The organism is Pseudomonas sp. KB_15 (genome assembly GCF_052114525.1).
Classification (GTDB): Bacteria; Pseudomonadota; Gammaproteobacteria; order Pseudomonadales; family Pseudomonadaceae; genus Aquipseudomonas.
In genome coordinates, this window is sequence record NZ_JBFREX010000047.1 from 1 (window position 1) to 15,984 (window position 15,984).

Below are 15,984 nucleotides of genomic sequence, written 5' to 3' on the forward strand. Positions count from 1 at the left end.
ACGTCAGACAGGCCGCGTCAGCTGGACTCACGACTGCTATGCAGCCGAACGCAGCCTCGCGGGCTCGGCAGCTGCTACAAAGGGTGTCGCGGCTGAAATTGCTTAACTGACTGGCATTACCCCCCGGGTCTGCTTACTTGCGGCACAATTGCGGCCATCGTTCCTTTCCATTCATAGAGTGATTGCTGGTGCAGGCGACCCGTTTAACCCTGATTTGCCACGCTCGAACCGTTGCACAGAAATTGGCGCGTTTTCCTTTGGACGAACCTCTGGAGATGGATTGGCAAGCGCTCAGGCTTTCCCGTTGCAATCAGTTCAAGGGCTCTCCGCGTCTTGTCTGTGGCCCGGAGTTGCGCACCCGGCAAACCGCGGAACTGTTCGGCAGCTCGCCGGAGATTGTCGACGCCTTGAGGGACTGCGACTTCGGGCGTTGGGGCGGTGTTCGCATCGGTGAACTTCAAAAGGCTGAAGCTGAGAAACTCCAGTATTGGTTGGTAGACCCGGCTTCGGCACCCCACGGTGGCGAGTCGGTGCTGCAACTGGAGGAGCGGATGAGCGTGTGGCTGACCTCGTTGCAATCGACACCGGGGCACATCGTTGCCATTACCCATCCCTTTGTCATCCGCGCCGCGCTGATGCACGTGTTGCAAGGGGCGTCGTCCAGCCTGATCGACGTCGACCCCTTGGCGGCTGTCGAGTTGAGGTTCCATGGCCGCTGGCGGCTGCGTTTGCCGGGCACCGACCCCGAGGATCTGTTTTGATGAAAAAACTCCTGGTCATCGGTATCGGTGCCGGCAATCCAGACTACATCACGATGCAAGCGGTGAAGGCGCTGAATCAGGTCGATGTTTTTTTCCTCATGGACAAGGGCCAGAGCAAAGACAAACTCATCGAATTGCGACGCGAAATCTGCGAGCGCTACATCACCGATCACGCTTACCGTTTTGTCGAAGCCCACAGCCCAGAGCGCGAGCGCGGTGAGATGGACTACAGGACCAGTGTCGACGACTTGAACCTGGCCAGGCAGCAGACCTTCGAAAGGCTGATCAACGAGGAAATGTCCGACGGTCAGTGTGGTGGTTTTCTGGTGTGGGGCGACCCGGCGCTGTACGACAGCACCCTTCGTATCCTTCAGGCCATCCAGGCTTCAGGTGCCTGCGCGTTCGAGTTCGAGGTGATCCCCGGCATTACCAGCGTCCAGGCGTTGGCGGCACAGCACAAGGTGCCGCTCAACCAGATTGGCCGCTCCGTTGAAATCACCACTGGCCGGCGTTTGGCGGCGGGGCAGGTGAGCGATGCCGACAGCCTGGTGGTGATGCTCGATGCTCAGGATGCTTACCATCAGGTGGTGGATCAGGACACCGAGATTTACTGGGGGGCCTATTTGGGGACGCCGGATGAAATCCTGATCAGCGGCAAGCTCAAGGATGTGGCGGATGAAATCGAACGGGTGCGCAAGGCTGCGCGGCTGGCCAATGGCTGGATCATGGATACCTATCTGTTGCGCAAGCCTTGATCAGTCGGTGACCGGGCTGACGCCTTCGCGGGCAAGTCGGATCGCCGCACCGCCGCTCCCACAGGTTTTTGTGTTTTTCACACCACCTGTGTAGCGCAGCAGATCCCTGTGGGAGCGGGCTTGCCCGCGAAGAGGCCCTTGAGAGCACCTCAAGAACCAGCATTGCCCCCACGCCCAAACCGCTCCCGATACACCGATGGCGGTACGCCAACCACCGTTCGAAAGGCCACCCGGAAGCTTTCCACCGAGCGATAACCGCAACGTTCGGCAATCTGCTCGGTGTTCTGGTCGCTGCTTTCCAGCAGCTCGCGGGCGCGGCCCAGGCGTTCGTGCTGCAACCAGCTTTTCGGTGACTGGCCATTGGCTTCGGTGAAGCGGCGCAGGAACGTGCGTTCGCTCATCGCGGCTTCGCTGGCCAGGTCGCGTACTTCCAGTGGCTCGTGCAAACGCTCACGTGCCCACTGCATGACGCGAGAAAGATCGCTGCGCGGTGCAGGACTGACCGGCGTCGGAATGAATTGCGCCTGGCCACCGCTGCGTTGCGGCGACATGACCAGGCGCCGGGCCACGCAATTGGCCACCTGCGTACCGAAATCCCGTGCCACCAGATGCAGGCAGGCATCGATACCTGCCGCGCTGCCGGCGGAGGTGATCAATTGGCCGGAGTCGACATACAGCACGTCCGGGTCCACCAGGATGCCGGGAAACCGCTCGGCCAGTTCCGAGGTATAGCGCCAGTGCGTGGTCGCACCGTGCCCGTCGAGCAATCCGGTGGCGGCGAGGACGAAAACACCGGAGCAGATCGACAGCAATCGCGCGCCCCGCGCATGGGCCTGGCGCAGGGCTGCGATCAGTTCCAAGGGGACCGCGGCGCTGCGGTCGCGCCAGCCGGGAATGATGATGGTGCGGGCATCGGCGAGTAACTCCATGCCGCCATCGGCCAGGACCTGGATGCCGCCCATGGCACGCATCGGGCCTTGATCGACTGCGACGATACGGTGCTCGTACCACGGAAAATCGAATTCAGGTCGTGGCAGGCCGAAGATCTCCACGGCAATGCCGAACTCGAACGTGCAAAGGCCGTCGTAGGCCAGAATCGCGACCATTCCTGGGGTAGGGTGCATTTGGCGGAAAGTTCCCGGTGAGTGTCTTGTGCGCCACTGTAGCCGCAAGTGGCTGGCGGATAAAGTCATCCCACACCCACCGCTACTTAGGAGTACAGCCCATGACCAGTCAGGTTCGCGAAATTCCCGCCGCCCCATCGGCCATCGCCCTGATGCATTTCAGCAACCGTCTGACGTTCGAAACTGATTGTTCCGACGTCTACGGCAGCCAGCAGGCTGGCGAAGTCGATTTCATTCTGGTGGATGTTCGTGGCCCGCTGGCTTTCGAACGCGGGCATGTACCGGGAGCGATCAACATTCCCCGGCGTCTGCTGACTGCCGAAGGTTTGGCGGGTTATCCGAAAGACAGCCTGTTCGTGGTCTATTGCGCCGGGCCTCACTGCAACGGCGCCAACAAGGCAGCGGTGAAGCTGGCGGCCCTGGGTTATCCGGTCAAGGAGATGATCGGCGGCGTGACCGGATGGCTGGATGAAGGGTTTGAGTTGAGTGTCACCGAGCAACGATCAGCCCGTAACGTGATTGGTTGCGAATGCTGACTTTCAAACATCGTTGAGTTCTGTGGCGAGGGGGCAAGCCCCCTCGCCACAAGAAAGTGTTTTGACCTGCATCAGCGAATGGAAGCGGCCGCCCACCACTCATCCAGTGTTGCCTGCAACCACGCAAACACGTCGGCGTAAGCCGCATCGTCCTGCGAACCCCGGGGCAACGGCGACTCATCGCCAAAATGTGCATTGAGCATGGTCACCGACTCGGCGTTCCACTCCGGATGAAACTGCAACCCCAGCCGCGCCGGCCCGGCGCGGTACATTTGCTGCACACAGTGTTCGCTGCTGGCCAACAGCTGCGCGGCAGGCGGCAGGTCGATGGCGTCTTCGTGCCATTCCAGCACCTTCAGTGTTTGCCCCTCGATGAAGGTCACGGTGGTCCATCCGGTTTCGGTCTGGTCCATCCGCCGTACATTCCCTCCGAGACTCAGCGCCAGCAACTGGGCCCCCAGGCATATGGCGAACACGGCCGCGTCCTGATCGAGACTGCTTTTGAGCCATTGCCGTTCGGCCTCCAGCCAGGCCGGGCCGGCATTGGATTCGTAAGGCCCGCCCAACAGGATCACGGGATCGGCGCTGGCTGGCGGCAATTGGCCGAGGTCGGCGCGAAACACCTTCAGCGTCAGCCCTCGGGATTCGGCCCAGAAGGCGATGGCACCCGGACCTTCGGCGGGGTGGTGCTGGATCAGGTTCAACGTGGGCATCACGCTACTCTCGATGGGACGCAAGGGCGCTCAATGTGCCGCAAAACTCCCGGCATCGCCAGTCGGTTCATTCCGTCGGATGACGCCGGAAAACCTGTAGGCCTGGTCTGAAAACGCGGCTTGTCTGACAGACTTTGCACCGTCATGGAGCGTGCACCTCAACGCCTGCATCCTGCCGCCACTTTTCTATAAATATTTGTCGCCTTAGCGTAATTTGCCCTCCTGTAGCCACTCTAGACTGCCGCCCACTTCGGTTCCCGCTCACGAAGCGATGACCGAACGCTGCCAATCGAAGCTGCCAATAAAAGCCTCCGCACACAGGAGTTATAAATGAAGAAGCTAGTGATGTTCGGTGCCCTGGCACTGTCGATGTTGTCCCTGACCGCCGTGGCCGAAGACGCCAAGCCGATCCGCATCGGTATCGAAGCCGGCTACCCGCCATTCTCGATGAAAACCCCTGACGGCAAACTCACCGGTTTCGACGTGGACATCGGCGACGCCCTGTGCGAGCAGATGAAAGTCAAGTGCACCTGGGTCGAGCAAGAGTTCGACGGCCTGATCCCTGCGCTGAAGGTCAAGAAAATCGACGCCATCCTGTCGTCCATGACCATCACTGACGACCGCAAGAAGAACGTCGATTTCACCATCAAGTACTACCACACCCCGGCACGCTTCGTGATGAAGGAAGGTTCCAGCATCAAGGACCCGTTGACCGAACTCAAGGGCAAGAAAGTCGGTGTGCTGCGCGCCAGTACCCACGACCGCTTCGCCACGGAAGTGCTGGTGCCTGCCGGTATTGAGCTGGTGCGCTACGGCTCCCAGCAGGAAGCCAACCTGGACATGGTCTCCGGTCGCATCGATGCGCTGCTGGCCGACTCGGTCAACCTGGACGACGGTTTCCTGAAAACCGACGCCGGTAAAGGTTTTGCCTTCGTCGGTCCTGAGTACAACGATCCGAAATACTTCGGTGGCGGCGCCGGCATTGCCGTGCGCAAGGGTGATAAAGAACTGGCGGACAAGTTCAACACCGCTATCACCGAAATCCGCGCCAACGGCAAGTACAAGCAAGTGCAGGACAAGTACTTCAAGTTTGACGTTTACGGCGAGTAAGCGAGCCGTTTAAAAAAGTGGCAGCCGTTGAAGCGGTTGCCATTTTTTTTGTGCAATCATTTTCAGCACTGAGATACCTGTGGGAGCGAGCCTGCTCGCGATAGCGGTGATTCAGTCGAAAAAATTTCTACTGATCCACCGCTATCGCGAGCAGGCTCGCTCCCACAGGTGATCTCGCCGTACAGACATCAGGAGCCCCCCCACATGCAACGCATCGACCACAAACTTCCCTGGAGCCACCTGGGCACGGATCGCACCCTCAGCGTGTTTCGTTATGGCGCGGGCACGCGCAAGGTGTACATCCAGGCCAGCCTGCACGCCGACGAATTGCCTGGCATGCGCACGGCCTGGGAGTTGAAGAAACGCCTGACCGAACTTGAACAACAGGGACAATTGAACGGTGTGATCGAGCTGGTGCCGGTGGCCAATCCCATCGGCCTCGACCAGCACTTGCAAGGCAGCCACATGGGCCGTTTCGAGCTGGGCAGCGGCAAGAACTTCAACCGCTCGTTCGTCGAACTCAGTGCACCGGTGGCCGCGTTGATAGGTGATCGTCTGGGCACTGACGCCCAGGCCAACATCGCGCTGATTCGCCAGACCATGGGTCAGGTCCTCGACGCCTTGCCGGCAGCGGCATCGCAGCTGGAAGCCATGCACCGCCTGTTGCTGCGCCATGCCTGCGACGCCGACATCACCCTCGATCTGCATTGCGATTTCGATGCAGCGATCCACATCTACGCCTTGCCGCAGCACTGGCCGCAATGGCAATCCCTGGCGGCGCGTTTGAAGGCCGGCGTGGCGTTGTTGTGTGAAGACTCCGGCGGCAGTTCGTTCGATGAATCCTGTTCTTCGCCCTGGTTGCGCCTGGCCAGGGCGTTCCCGGCGGCGGCGATTCCACCGGCCAACCTGGCAACCACGCTGGAGCTGGGCAGCATGGGAGATACCCGGGTCGACCAGGCCCAGGCCAATTGCGAGGCAATCCTCGGGTTCCTTGCCGAGCAAGGTTTCATTTCCGGCTCCTGGCCGGCGGCACCGGCCGAATGCTGTGAAGGCATGCCATTCGAAGGCACCCAATACCTGTTCGCACCGCATCACGGCGTGGTCAGCTTCTTGCGAGAGGCCGGGGAGTGGGTGGAGAAGGGCGATGCGCTGTTCGAGGTGGTCGACCCGTTGAACGACAAGGTCACCACCGTGCAGGCCGGCACCAGTGGCGTGCTGTTCGCCATCGACCGTGGGCGCTACACCCAGCCAGGCTCCTGGCAGGCGAAAGTGGCGGGGCGCGAGGCGATTCGGGCGGGGAAGTTGATCAACGACTGAGCCGGAATCTTCATTGCCCGCCCGGGCCTCATCGCGAGCAGGGCTCGCTCCTACAGGGACTGCGCAATCCCTGTAGGAGCGAGCCCTGCTCGCGATGGCGGCATTCGCCACGCCCGAGATGTTCCTGCCTGCTGACCAGTGTTAGGCTCTTGCGCGAATCCTGCATTCCGTGAAGGAAGACTCATGTTGAAGATTCTCGCGCTGCTCACCCTCCTGGCATCTACTGCCGTCCACGCCCAAACCCCGCTGCAAACCGACCTGCCGCTCAAGTACCTGGAGCAGGCCAGCGCCGATTCCAACCATCAACCCCTGGTGATTTTTCTTCACGGTTACGGCAGTAACGAGCAGGACCTGTTCGGCATCAAGGACGACTTGCCCGAGTCCTACACCTACCTGTCGGTGCGGGCACCTTTGGTGATGGAAGCAGGCAGCTATCAGTGGTTCCGCAAGAAGGGCGAAGGGGCCTACAACGGCGAGACCGATGATCTGAAGTCCAGCGGCCAGTTGCTGCTGGATTTCGTCGCACAGGCCACGAAGAAATATCACACCGAGCCCGAGAAGGTATTCCTGGTGGGGTTCAGCCAGGGCGCGATCATGTCCTACGAAACAGGCCTGCGGCATCCCGAGGCGCTCGGTGGGATCGCTGCGTTGAGCGGGCGGATTCTGCCGGTACTCAAGTCCGAGCTCCAACCGGATGAAAAGCGTCAGTCGCTGGCAATTTTCATCGGTCATGGCGAGCAGGACAAACGCCTTCCCTACAGCGACGGCACCGAAGCCAACAGTCTGTTGCAGAGCGTGTCACTCGAACCCGAGTTCCACGGCTACCCCGGTGTCGGTCACAACATCAGCGCCGACGAGATACAGGATTTGAGCGCCTGGTTGCAGCGTCTCAACCCCTGAGTCTTATTTTCCGCTGACGATCTGTTTGATCAGGGTTTCGTGGGCCGCCATGTCGCCGGGGCGGGAAATCACCTGAATCACCGCCATGCGGGTGCCGGATGCCGCCATCAGCGTGGTGGTGAGGGTCATGCCACCGCCCTGCGTGGCAGTGCCGTCGACCTGGCGCAGGCCCAGCCCGGATTTCTGGGTCAGGGTTTTCTCGCTGAGCTTGTTGTAGTCGGGCAGGGATTTGTGTTGCGCCGCATCGAAGTCGGCCACGGTGCCGTCGAGGAACCCGCCGTCGTTGTCCTTGACGCTGATACCTTTGGGCAGGGTGTTTTCAGCGGCGATCACCACGGTCTTGGTGGTCTCATTGCTGTACAGGGTGCCGTTGGCACCGCCCGGGCTGGCCGGCAGCGGGTTGGCGAGGAAACCCTTGGGCAGGTTGAAGGTGAACTTGCCGCCGAGCATCGAGACCTTCTGTGCTGGCGCATCGCTGGAAGTGGCCTTGGCGGCCTGCGCATTCAAAGCCCCAAGGCCGGTAGCGGCTGCCAGCAGCAGGACAAGGGCTTTTTTACTCAACAATGACATCGGAATCTCCAGGGATGGGCGCGCGGTGGGGCGCGATCATCCCATGGAGGTTGTGATGCATTCCAGCGTGCTCTACCGAGCGGTCACTCAGGCAAAGCAGCGATCTGGGGTGAGGTGGCTTACCTGTGGCGAGGGAGCTTGTCGGAACGCCGCACCGCCCCGCATTCTTTCAGACGTACCTCATCGAACGTGTTTCGGTGCTTTGACGGTTCCTCCAGCGTCCGTCGTCGGGCCAACCGGCCGCGCCAGCAGACGCTTTGTCACGCCCAGCATGGCCACCGACACCGCGATGCCCAGCACAAAAGCGTTCATTCCCATTGTCGGCAGGGTCAGCGCCAACACCAGGCAGAAGGCGGCGAACGAGTACATGCCGGTGGCGGTGGCGCGCAGCAACGCGGCGGTAAAGGCCGGGCCACGGGTTTGCTGGGAGAACACCGCCATCACGCTGCCCAGCACCGGGAACACCGCCAGCAGGCCGCTCCAGCGGTCGCCGACGGTGCTGGCCAGCAATGTCACGACCAAGGTGAGCAATGCACCGGCCACCATGCGCAGCACAAGCTTGTCGGATTTCGGCCCCGGGCCACTGAGCACCGGTTGCACGGGGGGGAACAGATAAGGCGCGGCGAGCAGCGCGGTCGCGGCGGCGCACAGCGAAAACACCAGGGATCCCGGAATCAGCGACAGGACAACCGCCACCAGCGCCCAGACCACCAGCGAGACCATCAACGCCAGTGGCCATCCGGCCCGTTGTGCGACCTGKGCGTAGGTCACGCAAAACGCAATCATCGCGAACATGGCCGACAGTGCAGCGGTGGCCGATTGCGCGGCGAATGCCTGGCCTTGTTCAAGGGCGAGGAACAACAGGATCGGACCGACCACCACCGGCAACCCCGACAACCAACCGGCCACGCTCGGCCCCCAGCGTTTGCCAGCCAGGGAAATCAGCAGCAGAAAGCCTGGGATCACCAGCAGTTTAAGGATCAACACGCGCACGTCTCCAACCTGTGTGAGGTAGCAACGGTAACATTGCGTCGGGTAGATTGCTTTATGTGTATATGGATTTTGTATACAAAAACACGGCCTTTCGGAAATTGTACGTAAGGGTCCTTTGCGCATACGTTTTTCTGGGCATCCCTCAATGAGGCCAATCCGTATGAACCACCAACGATCACCGCTGCGCCATGGTCTGTGGCTGCTTGTTTTGCTGAGCTGCCAGGCCCTGGCCAATTGGCAGGATTCACTGCCCGGTGCGCAAGTCATCGGCAGTGGTGAGTTTCGCAAGTACGGCTTCGATGTCTACAGCGCACGGCTCTGGAGTACGTCGCGGCCCTTGGCAAGCGATCAGCCGTTCGCCCTGGAGCTGATCTACCAGCGCAACATTTCCCGTGAAGATCTGGTGAATGCCAGCGTCAGGGAAATCAAGCGACTCGCCGGCACCTCGATCAGTGCCGGGCAACTGGCGTCCTGGCAGGTGCAGATGCAGCAGTCGTTCGTCGATGTGCAGGCCGGCACGCGGCTGACCGGGGTGTACCTGCCGGGGCAGGGCGCGCGGTTTTTTCTTGGTCAGGAGTTGTTGCGTGAAGTGAAGGACCTGCAATTCGCCCAGGCATTTTTTGCCATCTGGCTCGATCCGCGTACCAGCAACCCCGAGTTGCGCCAGCAGTTGCTGGGCGTGGCTCCGTAGACTTTGCGTTTTGCCGGACCTGTCCGAGGTTTGTGGTGATCAGTGGGGCGAGCAGCTGTTTGATTCTGCAATTTTTGGGGTGATAGAACTGGCCCCTTCGCGGGCAAGCCCGCTCCCACATTTGACCCAGTTGTCCAGACGAGCGCGGTCCACTGTGGGAGCGAGCCTGCTCGCGATGAACGATAACGCGGTCCACCTGAAAAAACGCAGGCAAAAAAGAACCCGGTGCGACTTGCATCGCACCGGGTGTTTGTCCAGACGGCGACGGATCTTCGTGGGTCCCCGTGCCGTCTGTTGAACGCTTTAAACCCGCTCGAGCGCCAGTGCCACGCCCTGACCACCACCGATGCACAGGGTGGCGAGGCCTTTCCTGGCGTCACGCTTGAGCATTTCATGCAGCAGGGTCACCAGTACGCGGCAACCCGAGGCGCCGATCGGGTGACCCAGGGCAATGGCGCCGCCGTTGACGTTGACCTTGTTCAAGTCCCATTCCAGGTCCTTGGCCACGGCCAGCGATTGCGCGGCGAAGGCTTCGTTGGCTTCGATCAGGTCCAGCTGGTCGATGTTCCAGCCGGCCTTGTCCAGGCAACGCCGAGTGGCCGACACCGGGCCGATGCCCATGATCGCCGGGTCGACGCCTGCGTTGGCGTAGGCGGCGATTTTCGCCAGGACCGGCAGGCCGAGGGCCTTGGCTTTTTCGGCGCTCATCAGGATCACGGCGGCGGCTCCGTCGTTCAGCGACGACGCATTGCCAGCGGTCACCGAACCGTCCTTCTTGAAGGCCGGCTTGAGCTTGCCCAGGGATTCGGCGGTGGTGCCGGCCCGTGGCTGTTCGTCGGTGGCGAAGGACAGCGGATCGCCCTTGCGCTGCGGGATCAGGATCGGCGTGATTTCATCGACAAAGCGCCCGGCTTCGATGGCGGCCACGGCTTTCTGCTGCGAGGCCGCAGCGAAGGCGTCCTGCTGCTCGCGAGTCAGGCTGTACTTCTCGGCCAGGTTCTCGGCAGTGATGCCCATGTGGTAATCGTTGAACGCATCCCACAGGCCATCGCTGATCATGGTGTCGACGATCTGCGCGTGCCCCATGCGCAGGCCGGTGCGCGCGCCGGGCATGACGTAGTTGGCCAGGCTCATGTTTTCCTGGCCACCGGCAATGATCACCTCGGCATCGCCGCAGCGGATCGCCTGGGCGCCCAGGTGCAGGGCCTTGAGGCCCGAACCGCAGACCTTGTTCAGGGTCATGGCCGGTACAGCGAAGGGCAGGCCGGCCTTGATCGCGGCCTGGCGCGCGGGGTTCTGCCCGGCGCCGGCGGTCAATACCTGGCCCATGATTACTTCATCGACTTCGGCCGGGTTCAGGCCGGTTTGCGCCAGCAGCTGGCGGATCACCGCAGCGCCCAGGTCAACCGCGGACACATTGGCCAGCGAACCCTGGAAACTGCCGATCGCGGTGCGCGTGGCGGCAACAATGACGACTTCTTGCATGGAATGATTCCTCACTGGGCAGCGAACTGCATTTCCGGAACGTGGTCCGGGACGATCAGTTTACCAGCGGTCTTGGCGACGATTTCCTCAACGCTGACGCCAGGTGCGCGTTCCTTGAGGACAAATGCGCCATTTTCGATTTCCAGGTAGGCGAGGTCGGTCAGCACGCGCTTGATGCACCCGGCGCCGGTCAGCGGCAGGCTGCATTGGGACAACAGCTTGGACTCACCATCCTTGGACGCGTGGGTCATGATGACGATGATGTTGTCCGCGCCGGCCACCAGGTCCATCGCGCCGCCCATGCCCTTGACCAGTTTGCCCGGGATCATCCACGAGGCGATGTTGCCTTGCACGTCCACTTCAAACGCGCCCAGCACGGTCAGGTCGACATGACCACCGCGGATCATCGCGAAGGACTCGGCCGAGGAAAAGATCGAAGCGCCGATACGAGCGGTCACGGTTTGTTTGCCGGCGTTGATCATGTCGGCATCAATGGTTTCTTCAGTAGGAAAAGGACCCATGCCCAGCAGGCCGTTTTCCGACTGCAGCATGACTTCCATGCCTTCGGGGATGTAGTTGGCGACCAGGGTCGGAATGCCGATGCCCAGGTTCACGTAGAAGCCGTCCTGCATTTCGCGGGCGACGCGTTGAGCCATTTGTTCGCGGGAAAGTGCCATTGTTGTTATTCCTTCATTCGGTCCGGGGGCAGGGGATCACTTACGCACGGTGCGCTGTTCGATACGCTTTTCGAACGTGCCGCAGATGATCCGGTCGACGTAGATGCCAGGGGTGTGGATCTGCGCCGGGTCCAGCTCGCCGGGTTCGACGATTTCTTCGACTTCGACCACGGTGATCTTGCCGGCGGTGGCGGCCAGCGGGTTGAAGTTCTGCGCGGTGTGGCGATAGATCACGTTACCGAAATGGTCGGCTTTCCAGCCTTTGACGATGGCGAAGTCGCCGGTGATGGACTCTTCCATCAGGTACTTGCGGCCATGGAATTCGCGCACTTCCTTGCCTTCGGCAACTGGAGTGCCAACGCCGGTGGCGGTGAAGAAGGCCGGAATGCCTGCGCCGCCAGCGCGCATTTTCTCGGCGAGCGTGCCTTGCGGGGTCAGGATGACTTCGATTTCGCCTTTGAGCAGTTGCTCTTCGAACAGCTTGTTTTCGCCGACGTAGGAAGCCACCACTTTGCTGATCTGGCGGTCGGTCAGCAGCACGCCAAGGCCAAAACCGTCGACGCCGCAGTTGTTGGAGACCACGGTAAGGTCGCGAGTGCCCTTGCGCTTGATCTCGGCGATCAGGTTTTCCGGGATCCCGCACAGGCCGAAGCCGCCAGCGATCACGGTCATGCCGTCTTCAAGACCTGCCAGAGCTTCCTCGTAGGAACTCACGCGCTTGTCGAAACCTGCCATATGCACCTCTTTTATTCTTTGTGGGCGGCTGGCTAGCCGAATGGAGTTGAGTGTCGCGCCGGTTAATTCATTTGTTAAGTTGATTTTTAATGTTGATTAATAGATAAAACTCAACAAACTGCTGCTTTCTTGCAGCTCCAGGCTTGTAGCTTACAACTGGAAGCGAAGCGACCATGACCATTAAGCAGATCCGCGCCTTTCTGGCCGTGGCCCAGAGCCTGAGCTTTGCCGTGGCCTGCGAACGCCTGCACCTGTCGCAATCGGCCCTGAGCCTGACCATCAAGGCGCTGGAAGAAGGCCTGGGCGGGCGCTTGTTCACCCGCAACACGCGCAACGTGGCGCTCACCGCCGAAGGCGAAACCCTGGTACCGCTGGCACGCCGGTTGATCGCCGACTGGGACAACGCAGAAGATGAACTGCGTCAACGCTTTACCCTGCAGCGCGGTCGCGTGACCCTGGCGGCGATGCCGTCGTTCGCCGGCAACCTGCTGCCGCCGATCCTCAAGACATTTCGCGCGCGCTATCCGAACGTCAACGTGACGGTTAACGACGTGATCAATGAGCAAGTGCTGGAAATGGTCCGTGACCGCCAGGTGGAACTGGGGGTGGCGTTCGAGCCGACCCAGAGTTCGCCGCTGCAATTCACGCCGTTGTACATCGACCGTTTCGTCGCGGTGGTGCCACTGGATTCGGCGCTGGCCGGGCGGGATGACATCGACTGGCTGACTCTGCTCAAGGAACCGTTCATTACCTTGCAGCGTCCGTCCACCGTGCGGGTAATGCTGGAAGAGCATTTGCAGGCCCGCGGCATGAAGCTGTCGGTGGAGTTTGAAAGCCATCAACTGGCGACGGTCGGGCGCATGGTCGCCAGTGGCCTGGGTGTGAGCGCGGTGCCGGCCTTGTGCGCGGGGCAGATGCGTGAGCTGGGCGCGCGTTGCATCACCTTGCGTGACCCGGTGGTGGAGCGGGCGCTCGGGGTGTTGACCTTGCCTGGGGGAGAACTGTCGGCGGCGGCGCAGGCCTTGTTCGATGTGCTGAAAGAGGAAAACCTGGGTCAGCGATTTCCCTGAGTTGCATGTGGGCCACTGTAGGAGCGAGCCTGCTCGCGATGGCGGTGGATCAGTCAATACATATACTGAATGTGCTGGCCTCATCGCGAGCAGGCTCGCTCCTACAGGGTATTGTGTTGATCAGGAAGTGAGGCGTTCTGCCAGTAAGGGCAACAACTGCTCGCACGCCCCCTCAATCTTCAGATCCAGAATCTCATCCGCCCGGGTCTTGCCCAGGTTGATGGCAATCAACGGCTTGCCCTGATCCACCACCGCCCGGCACAAGCGAAACGCCGAATAGGCCATCAGCGACGAGCCGACCACCAACAGCCCTGCAGCCTGTTCGACAACCGTCATCGCCTTGGCTGCCGTGGCCTGCGCGACATTTTCACCAAAGAACACCACATCCGGCTTCATCCGTTCCCCGGCGCAATGCGGGCAGTGCGGGACCCGGAAGCGTGCCTCGAAGGCCGGGTCGAGCAAGGTGTCGCCGTCCGGCGCCTGCACCGCGTCGACACCGGCCAGGTACGGGTTCTGTGTTTCCATCAAGCGCTGGATCGAATCGCGCTCGCTGCGCCGGCCGCAATCCAGGCACAGCACCCGGTGCAGACTGCCGTGGAGCTCGATCACATCGTGGCTGCCTGCCTGGTCGTGCAGGGTGTCGACGTTCTGGGTGATCAACCCGCTGATCTGTTGCCTGCCCTGCAGACTGGCCAGGGTGTCGTGGGCCACGTTCGGCTGCGCCTGACGGACCCGTGGCCAACCGAGCATCGCCCGCGCCCAATAGCGTCGCCGGGACTCCGGGGCCGAGAGAAACTCCTGGTACATCATCGGCTGCCGGCCCCGCCGCACGCCCTGGTTGTCGCGATAATCGGGGATGCCCGAAGGTGTACTGATGCCGGCACCGGTCAGGACCGCGAACGGCGCGTCGGCCATGAACTGATGGAGGCGATCGAGCTGTTCGTGGATCAGCTTGTCGAACATGTTGTGCAGGCCTGTAGGAGCGAGCTTGCTCGCGAAGGTGTGTCAGACGACACCAATGTATCTGATACACCTTCGCGAGCAAGCTCGCTCCTACAGAAGACGGGCGCCGGGGTTTACTTGCGCGCCTCCAGAATCAGGTTGAACGGCGTTTCAGTCGCCCGGCGGAACTGAGTGAAACCCGCTTCGGTGAATACCTTGCGCAACCGCGCTTCACCGGCCTGGGCGCCGAGGCCGAGGCCGACTTCCTGGGACAGCGAGTTGGGCGTGCAGATGAAGGTCGACGCCGCGTAGAACAGGCGTCCGACCGGGTTGACGTTGTCGTCGAGCAAATCGTTGGCGTAGGGCTCGACCAGCAGCACCGTGCCGTCGTCTTTCAATGATTCATAAGCATGTTTGGCCGCGCCCACCGGGTCACCCATGTCGTGCAGGCAGTCGAAGTAGCAGATCAGGTCGTAGTCGCTGCCAGGGTAGCTTTTTGCCGTGCCCTGGAAGAACCTGGCCCGGCCGGACACACCGCCTTCTTCGGCCCGCTGGGTGGCGACGGTAACGGAGGGCGCGTGGTAGTCGAAGCCGACAAAGCGCGAATCCGGAAACGCCTGGGCCATGATCACCGTCGAGGCGCCATGCCCGCAGCCGATGTCCGCCACTTTGGCCCCGGCCTCCAGTTTGGCCACCACGCCGTCGAGGGCCGGCAACCATTCGGCGACCAAATGGGCTTTGTAGCCTGGGCGGAAGAAGCGTTCGGTCCCGCTGAACATGCACGGATGGTGATCGCCCCAGGGCAGGGCACCGTCGCCGCGCATGGCTTTGACCAGTTTGTCCTTGTCATGGAAAAACGACGCGACCACGCCGATCCCGCCCGCCACATAAACCGGTGAGTCTTCGTTTGCCAAAGCCATGGCTTGCTCTTCGGGCAGACGGAACTGGCCGTCACGGTGTTCCATGTAGCCGGAAGCGGCGTGGGCACTGAGCCATTCGCGCAGCAGGCGGGTGTTGCAGCCGGTTTTGGCGGCGAGTGCTTCCGGCGTCATTGGCTGACTGTCGGCCATCGCCCGGTACAGGCCGAGCTCTTCGCCGAGGATGACGTTGGCGAGCATCGCCGCGCCGCCCATGTCATTTACCAGTTTGCCCATGAAATCGTTGAGTCTGGCCTCGTCCATCACGTGTGCTCCTTCAGCAGGATCACGGTCCAGGGGCATTGTATGGGGAGGTGTTCGCCGCTGGGCGGTGGTCGTGGGAATGTGCAGGGCACCAAGCGGGGCCTGCGTGCATTTAGTTTAGTTCGCAGGCCATACAGCGCCGCGTTGAGCGACGAAAGCTACATCTTCCTGACGGACACTGGACTCTGTGGGAGCGAGCTTGCTCGCGATCGCGGTGGGTCAGGCAAAAGCTTTTCGCCTGTAAAAACGCCATCGTCGGAACGCCGCCCGGAGCAGGCTCGCTCCCACAGGAGGGCGTGATGTATCTCACTGTATCCAACCCGCCTTTCGATACAGTCCCGCGCAACTTCAAGCCCCTGCCGTACACAGACCCGATACAAACCTGCGATGAACTGTGAAGGCCGTTTTGGCGCCGTTAAACCGT

The 15,984-nt window shown here is 61.4% G+C and carries 17 protein-coding genes; 8 read left to right on the forward strand and 9 right to left on the reverse strand.

The features are described from left to right. The first annotated feature begins 188 nt into the window (after positions 1 to 188). Together AB4Z35_RS25155 and cobF are read left to right on the forward strand one after the other, a co-directional pair. Positions 189 to 761 carry a histidine phosphatase family protein gene (locus AB4Z35_RS25155; RefSeq protein ID WP_442100025.1) on the forward strand — a complete coding sequence of 191 codons (573 nt, stop codon included), beginning with the start codon at positions 189 to 191 and terminating at the stop codon, positions 759 to 761. After that, on the forward strand, positions 761 to 1,516 hold the full coding sequence (gene cobF, locus AB4Z35_RS25160) for a precorrin-6A synthase (deacetylating) (RefSeq protein ID WP_442100027.1): 756 nt from the start codon (positions 761 to 763) through the stop codon (positions 1,514 to 1,516). Before AB4Z35_RS25155 ends, cobF begins: the two co-directional genes overlap by 1 nt. Positions 1,517 to 1,665: 149 nt before the next feature. On the opposite strand, the gene ftrA is transcribed toward cobF, so the two are convergent. Then, complete coding sequence (gene ftrA / locus AB4Z35_RS25165; RefSeq protein ID WP_442100028.1) at positions 1,666 to 2,640, reverse strand: transcriptional regulator FtrA; 975 nt, start codon at positions 2,638 to 2,640, stop codon at positions 1,666 to 1,668. A gap of 101 nt (positions 2,641 to 2,741) precedes the next feature. Here ftrA and AB4Z35_RS25170 point away from each other — a divergent pair, with 101 nt between their 5' ends. Beyond that, on the forward strand, positions 2,742 to 3,176 hold the full coding sequence (locus AB4Z35_RS25170; RefSeq protein ID WP_442100030.1) for a rhodanese-like domain-containing protein: 435 nt from the start codon (positions 2,742 to 2,744) through the stop codon (positions 3,174 to 3,176). A 71-nt stretch (positions 3,177 to 3,247) separates the two neighbouring features. On the opposite strand, the gene AB4Z35_RS25175 is transcribed toward AB4Z35_RS25170, so the two are convergent. Beyond that, positions 3,248 to 3,889, reverse strand: a complete 642-nt coding sequence (locus AB4Z35_RS25175; RefSeq protein WP_442100031.1) for a type 1 glutamine amidotransferase — start codon at positions 3,887 to 3,889, stop codon at positions 3,248 to 3,250. 330 nt (positions 3,890 to 4,219) lie between these two features. Here AB4Z35_RS25175 and AB4Z35_RS25180 point away from each other — a divergent pair, with 330 nt between their 5' ends. The 3 genes from AB4Z35_RS25180 to AB4Z35_RS25190 all read left to right on the forward strand — a co-directional run bounded on the left by AB4Z35_RS25180 (position 4,220) and on the right by AB4Z35_RS25190 (position 7,216). After that, entirely contained in the window at positions 4,220 to 4,999 is a 780-nt protein-coding gene (locus AB4Z35_RS25180; RefSeq protein ID WP_007990991.1) for an ABC transporter substrate-binding protein, read from the forward strand. Between the two features lie 204 nt (positions 5,000 to 5,203). Then, positions 5,204 to 6,316, forward strand: coding sequence for a succinylglutamate desuccinylase/aspartoacylase family protein (locus AB4Z35_RS25185; RefSeq protein WP_442100033.1), 1,113 nt, complete (start codon positions 5,204 to 5,206; stop codon positions 6,314 to 6,316). A 183-nt stretch (positions 6,317 to 6,499) separates the two neighbouring features. After that, a complete protein-coding gene (locus AB4Z35_RS25190; protein ID WP_442100034.1) occupies positions 6,500 to 7,216 on the forward strand; it encodes an alpha/beta hydrolase in 717 nt (238 codons plus the stop codon). Positions 7,217 to 7,219: 3 nt separating this feature from the next. Here AB4Z35_RS25190 and AB4Z35_RS25195 read toward each other — a convergent pair whose 3' ends face one another. Beyond that, complete coding sequence (locus AB4Z35_RS25195; RefSeq protein WP_442100035.1) at positions 7,220 to 7,786, reverse strand: hypothetical protein; 567 nt, start codon at positions 7,784 to 7,786, stop codon at positions 7,220 to 7,222. A gap of 180 nt (positions 7,787 to 7,966) precedes the next feature. Further along, positions 7,967 to 8,773: a hypothetical protein gene (locus AB4Z35_RS25200; protein ID WP_442100037.1), complete on the reverse strand. Its 807-nt coding sequence runs from the start codon at positions 8,771 to 8,773 to the stop codon at positions 7,967 to 7,969. Between the two features lie 166 nt (positions 8,774 to 8,939). Between AB4Z35_RS25200 and AB4Z35_RS25205 the strand changes: the two genes are divergently transcribed. Then, complete coding sequence (locus AB4Z35_RS25205) at positions 8,940 to 9,470, forward strand: chalcone isomerase family protein (RefSeq protein ID WP_442100039.1); 531 nt, start codon at positions 8,940 to 8,942, stop codon at positions 9,468 to 9,470. A gap of 303 nt (positions 9,471 to 9,773) precedes the next feature. Here AB4Z35_RS25205 and AB4Z35_RS25210 read toward each other — a convergent pair whose 3' ends face one another. The 3 genes from AB4Z35_RS25210 to AB4Z35_RS25220 are packed head-to-tail and all read right to left on the reverse strand — an operon-like array spanning position 9,774 to position 12,367. After that, a complete protein-coding gene (locus AB4Z35_RS25210) occupies positions 9,774 to 10,955 on the reverse strand; it encodes an acetyl-CoA C-acetyltransferase (RefSeq protein ID WP_442100041.1) in 1,182 nt (393 codons plus the stop codon). An 11-nt stretch (positions 10,956 to 10,966) separates the two neighbouring features. Continuing rightward, positions 10,967 to 11,632, reverse strand: a complete 666-nt coding sequence (locus tag AB4Z35_RS25215; protein ID WP_007975748.1) for a CoA transferase subunit B — start codon at positions 11,630 to 11,632, stop codon at positions 10,967 to 10,969. A gap of 36 nt (positions 11,633 to 11,668) precedes the next feature. After that, positions 11,669 to 12,367: a CoA transferase subunit A gene (locus tag AB4Z35_RS25220; protein ID WP_007975747.1), complete on the reverse strand. Its 699-nt coding sequence runs from the start codon at positions 12,365 to 12,367 to the stop codon at positions 11,669 to 11,671. A 173-nt stretch (positions 12,368 to 12,540) separates the two neighbouring features. Here AB4Z35_RS25220 and AB4Z35_RS25225 point away from each other — a divergent pair, with 173 nt between their 5' ends. Further along, positions 12,541 to 13,437: a LysR substrate-binding domain-containing protein gene (locus AB4Z35_RS25225; protein WP_442100043.1), complete on the forward strand. Its 897-nt coding sequence runs from the start codon at positions 12,541 to 12,543 to the stop codon at positions 13,435 to 13,437. Between the two features lie 120 nt (positions 13,438 to 13,557). Here AB4Z35_RS25225 and AB4Z35_RS25230 read toward each other — a convergent pair whose 3' ends face one another. Further along, entirely contained in the window at positions 13,558 to 14,400 is an 843-nt protein-coding gene (locus AB4Z35_RS25230) for an NAD-dependent protein deacetylase (protein WP_442100045.1), read from the reverse strand. A gap of 113 nt (positions 14,401 to 14,513) precedes the next feature. Next, on the reverse strand, positions 14,514 to 15,560 hold the full coding sequence (locus AB4Z35_RS25235; RefSeq protein WP_442100046.1) for a class I SAM-dependent methyltransferase: 1,047 nt from the start codon (positions 15,558 to 15,560) through the stop codon (positions 14,514 to 14,516). Between the last annotated feature and the right edge of the window lie 424 nt (positions 15,561 to 15,984).

Coding starts and splice junctions, on each gene's coding strand:
- AB4Z35_RS25215 (WP_007975748.1), bottom strand. CDS start 11,632: ATGGCACTTTCCCGCGAACAAATGGCTCAACGCGTCGCCCGCGAAATG.
- AB4Z35_RS25190 (WP_442100034.1), top strand. CDS start 6,500: ATGTTGAAGATTCTCGCGCTGCTCACCCTCCTGGCATCTACTGCCGTC.
- AB4Z35_RS25220 (WP_007975747.1), bottom strand. CDS start 12,367: ATGGCAGGTTTCGACAAGCGCGTGAGTTCCTACGAGGAAGCTCTGGCA.
- AB4Z35_RS25230 (WP_442100045.1), bottom strand. CDS start 14,400: ATGTTCGACAAGCTGATCCACGAACAGCTCGATCGCCTCCATCAGTTC.
- AB4Z35_RS25180 (WP_007990991.1), top strand. CDS start 4,220: ATGAAGAAGCTAGTGATGTTCGGTGCCCTGGCACTGTCGATGTTGTCC.
- AB4Z35_RS25225 (WP_442100043.1), top strand. CDS start 12,541: ATGACCATTAAGCAGATCCGCGCCTTTCTGGCCGTGGCCCAGAGCCTG.
- AB4Z35_RS25175 (WP_442100031.1), bottom strand. CDS start 3,889: ATGCCCACGTTGAACCTGATCCAGCACCACCCCGCCGAAGGTCCGGGT.
- AB4Z35_RS25205 (WP_442100039.1), top strand. CDS start 8,940: ATGAACCACCAACGATCACCGCTGCGCCATGGTCTGTGGCTGCTTGTT.
- AB4Z35_RS25210 (WP_442100041.1), bottom strand. CDS start 10,955: ATGCAAGAAGTCGTCATTGTTGCCGCCACGCGCACCGCGATCGGCAGT.
- AB4Z35_RS25235 (WP_442100046.1), bottom strand. CDS start 15,560: ATGGACGAGGCCAGACTCAACGATTTCATGGGCAAACTGGTAAATGAC.
- AB4Z35_RS25170 (WP_442100030.1), top strand. CDS start 2,742: ATGACCAGTCAGGTTCGCGAAATTCCCGCCGCCCCATCGGCCATCGCC.
- ftrA (WP_442100028.1), bottom strand. CDS start 2,640: ATGCACCCTACCCCAGGAATGGTCGCGATTCTGGCCTACGACGGCCTT.
- AB4Z35_RS25195 (WP_442100035.1), bottom strand. CDS start 7,786: ATGTCATTGTTGAGTAAAAAAGCCCTTGTCCTGCTGCTGGCAGCCGCT.
- cobF (WP_442100027.1), top strand. CDS start 761: ATGAAAAAACTCCTGGTCATCGGTATCGGTGCCGGCAATCCAGACTAC.
- AB4Z35_RS25185 (WP_442100033.1), top strand. CDS start 5,204: ATGCAACGCATCGACCACAAACTTCCCTGGAGCCACCTGGGCACGGAT.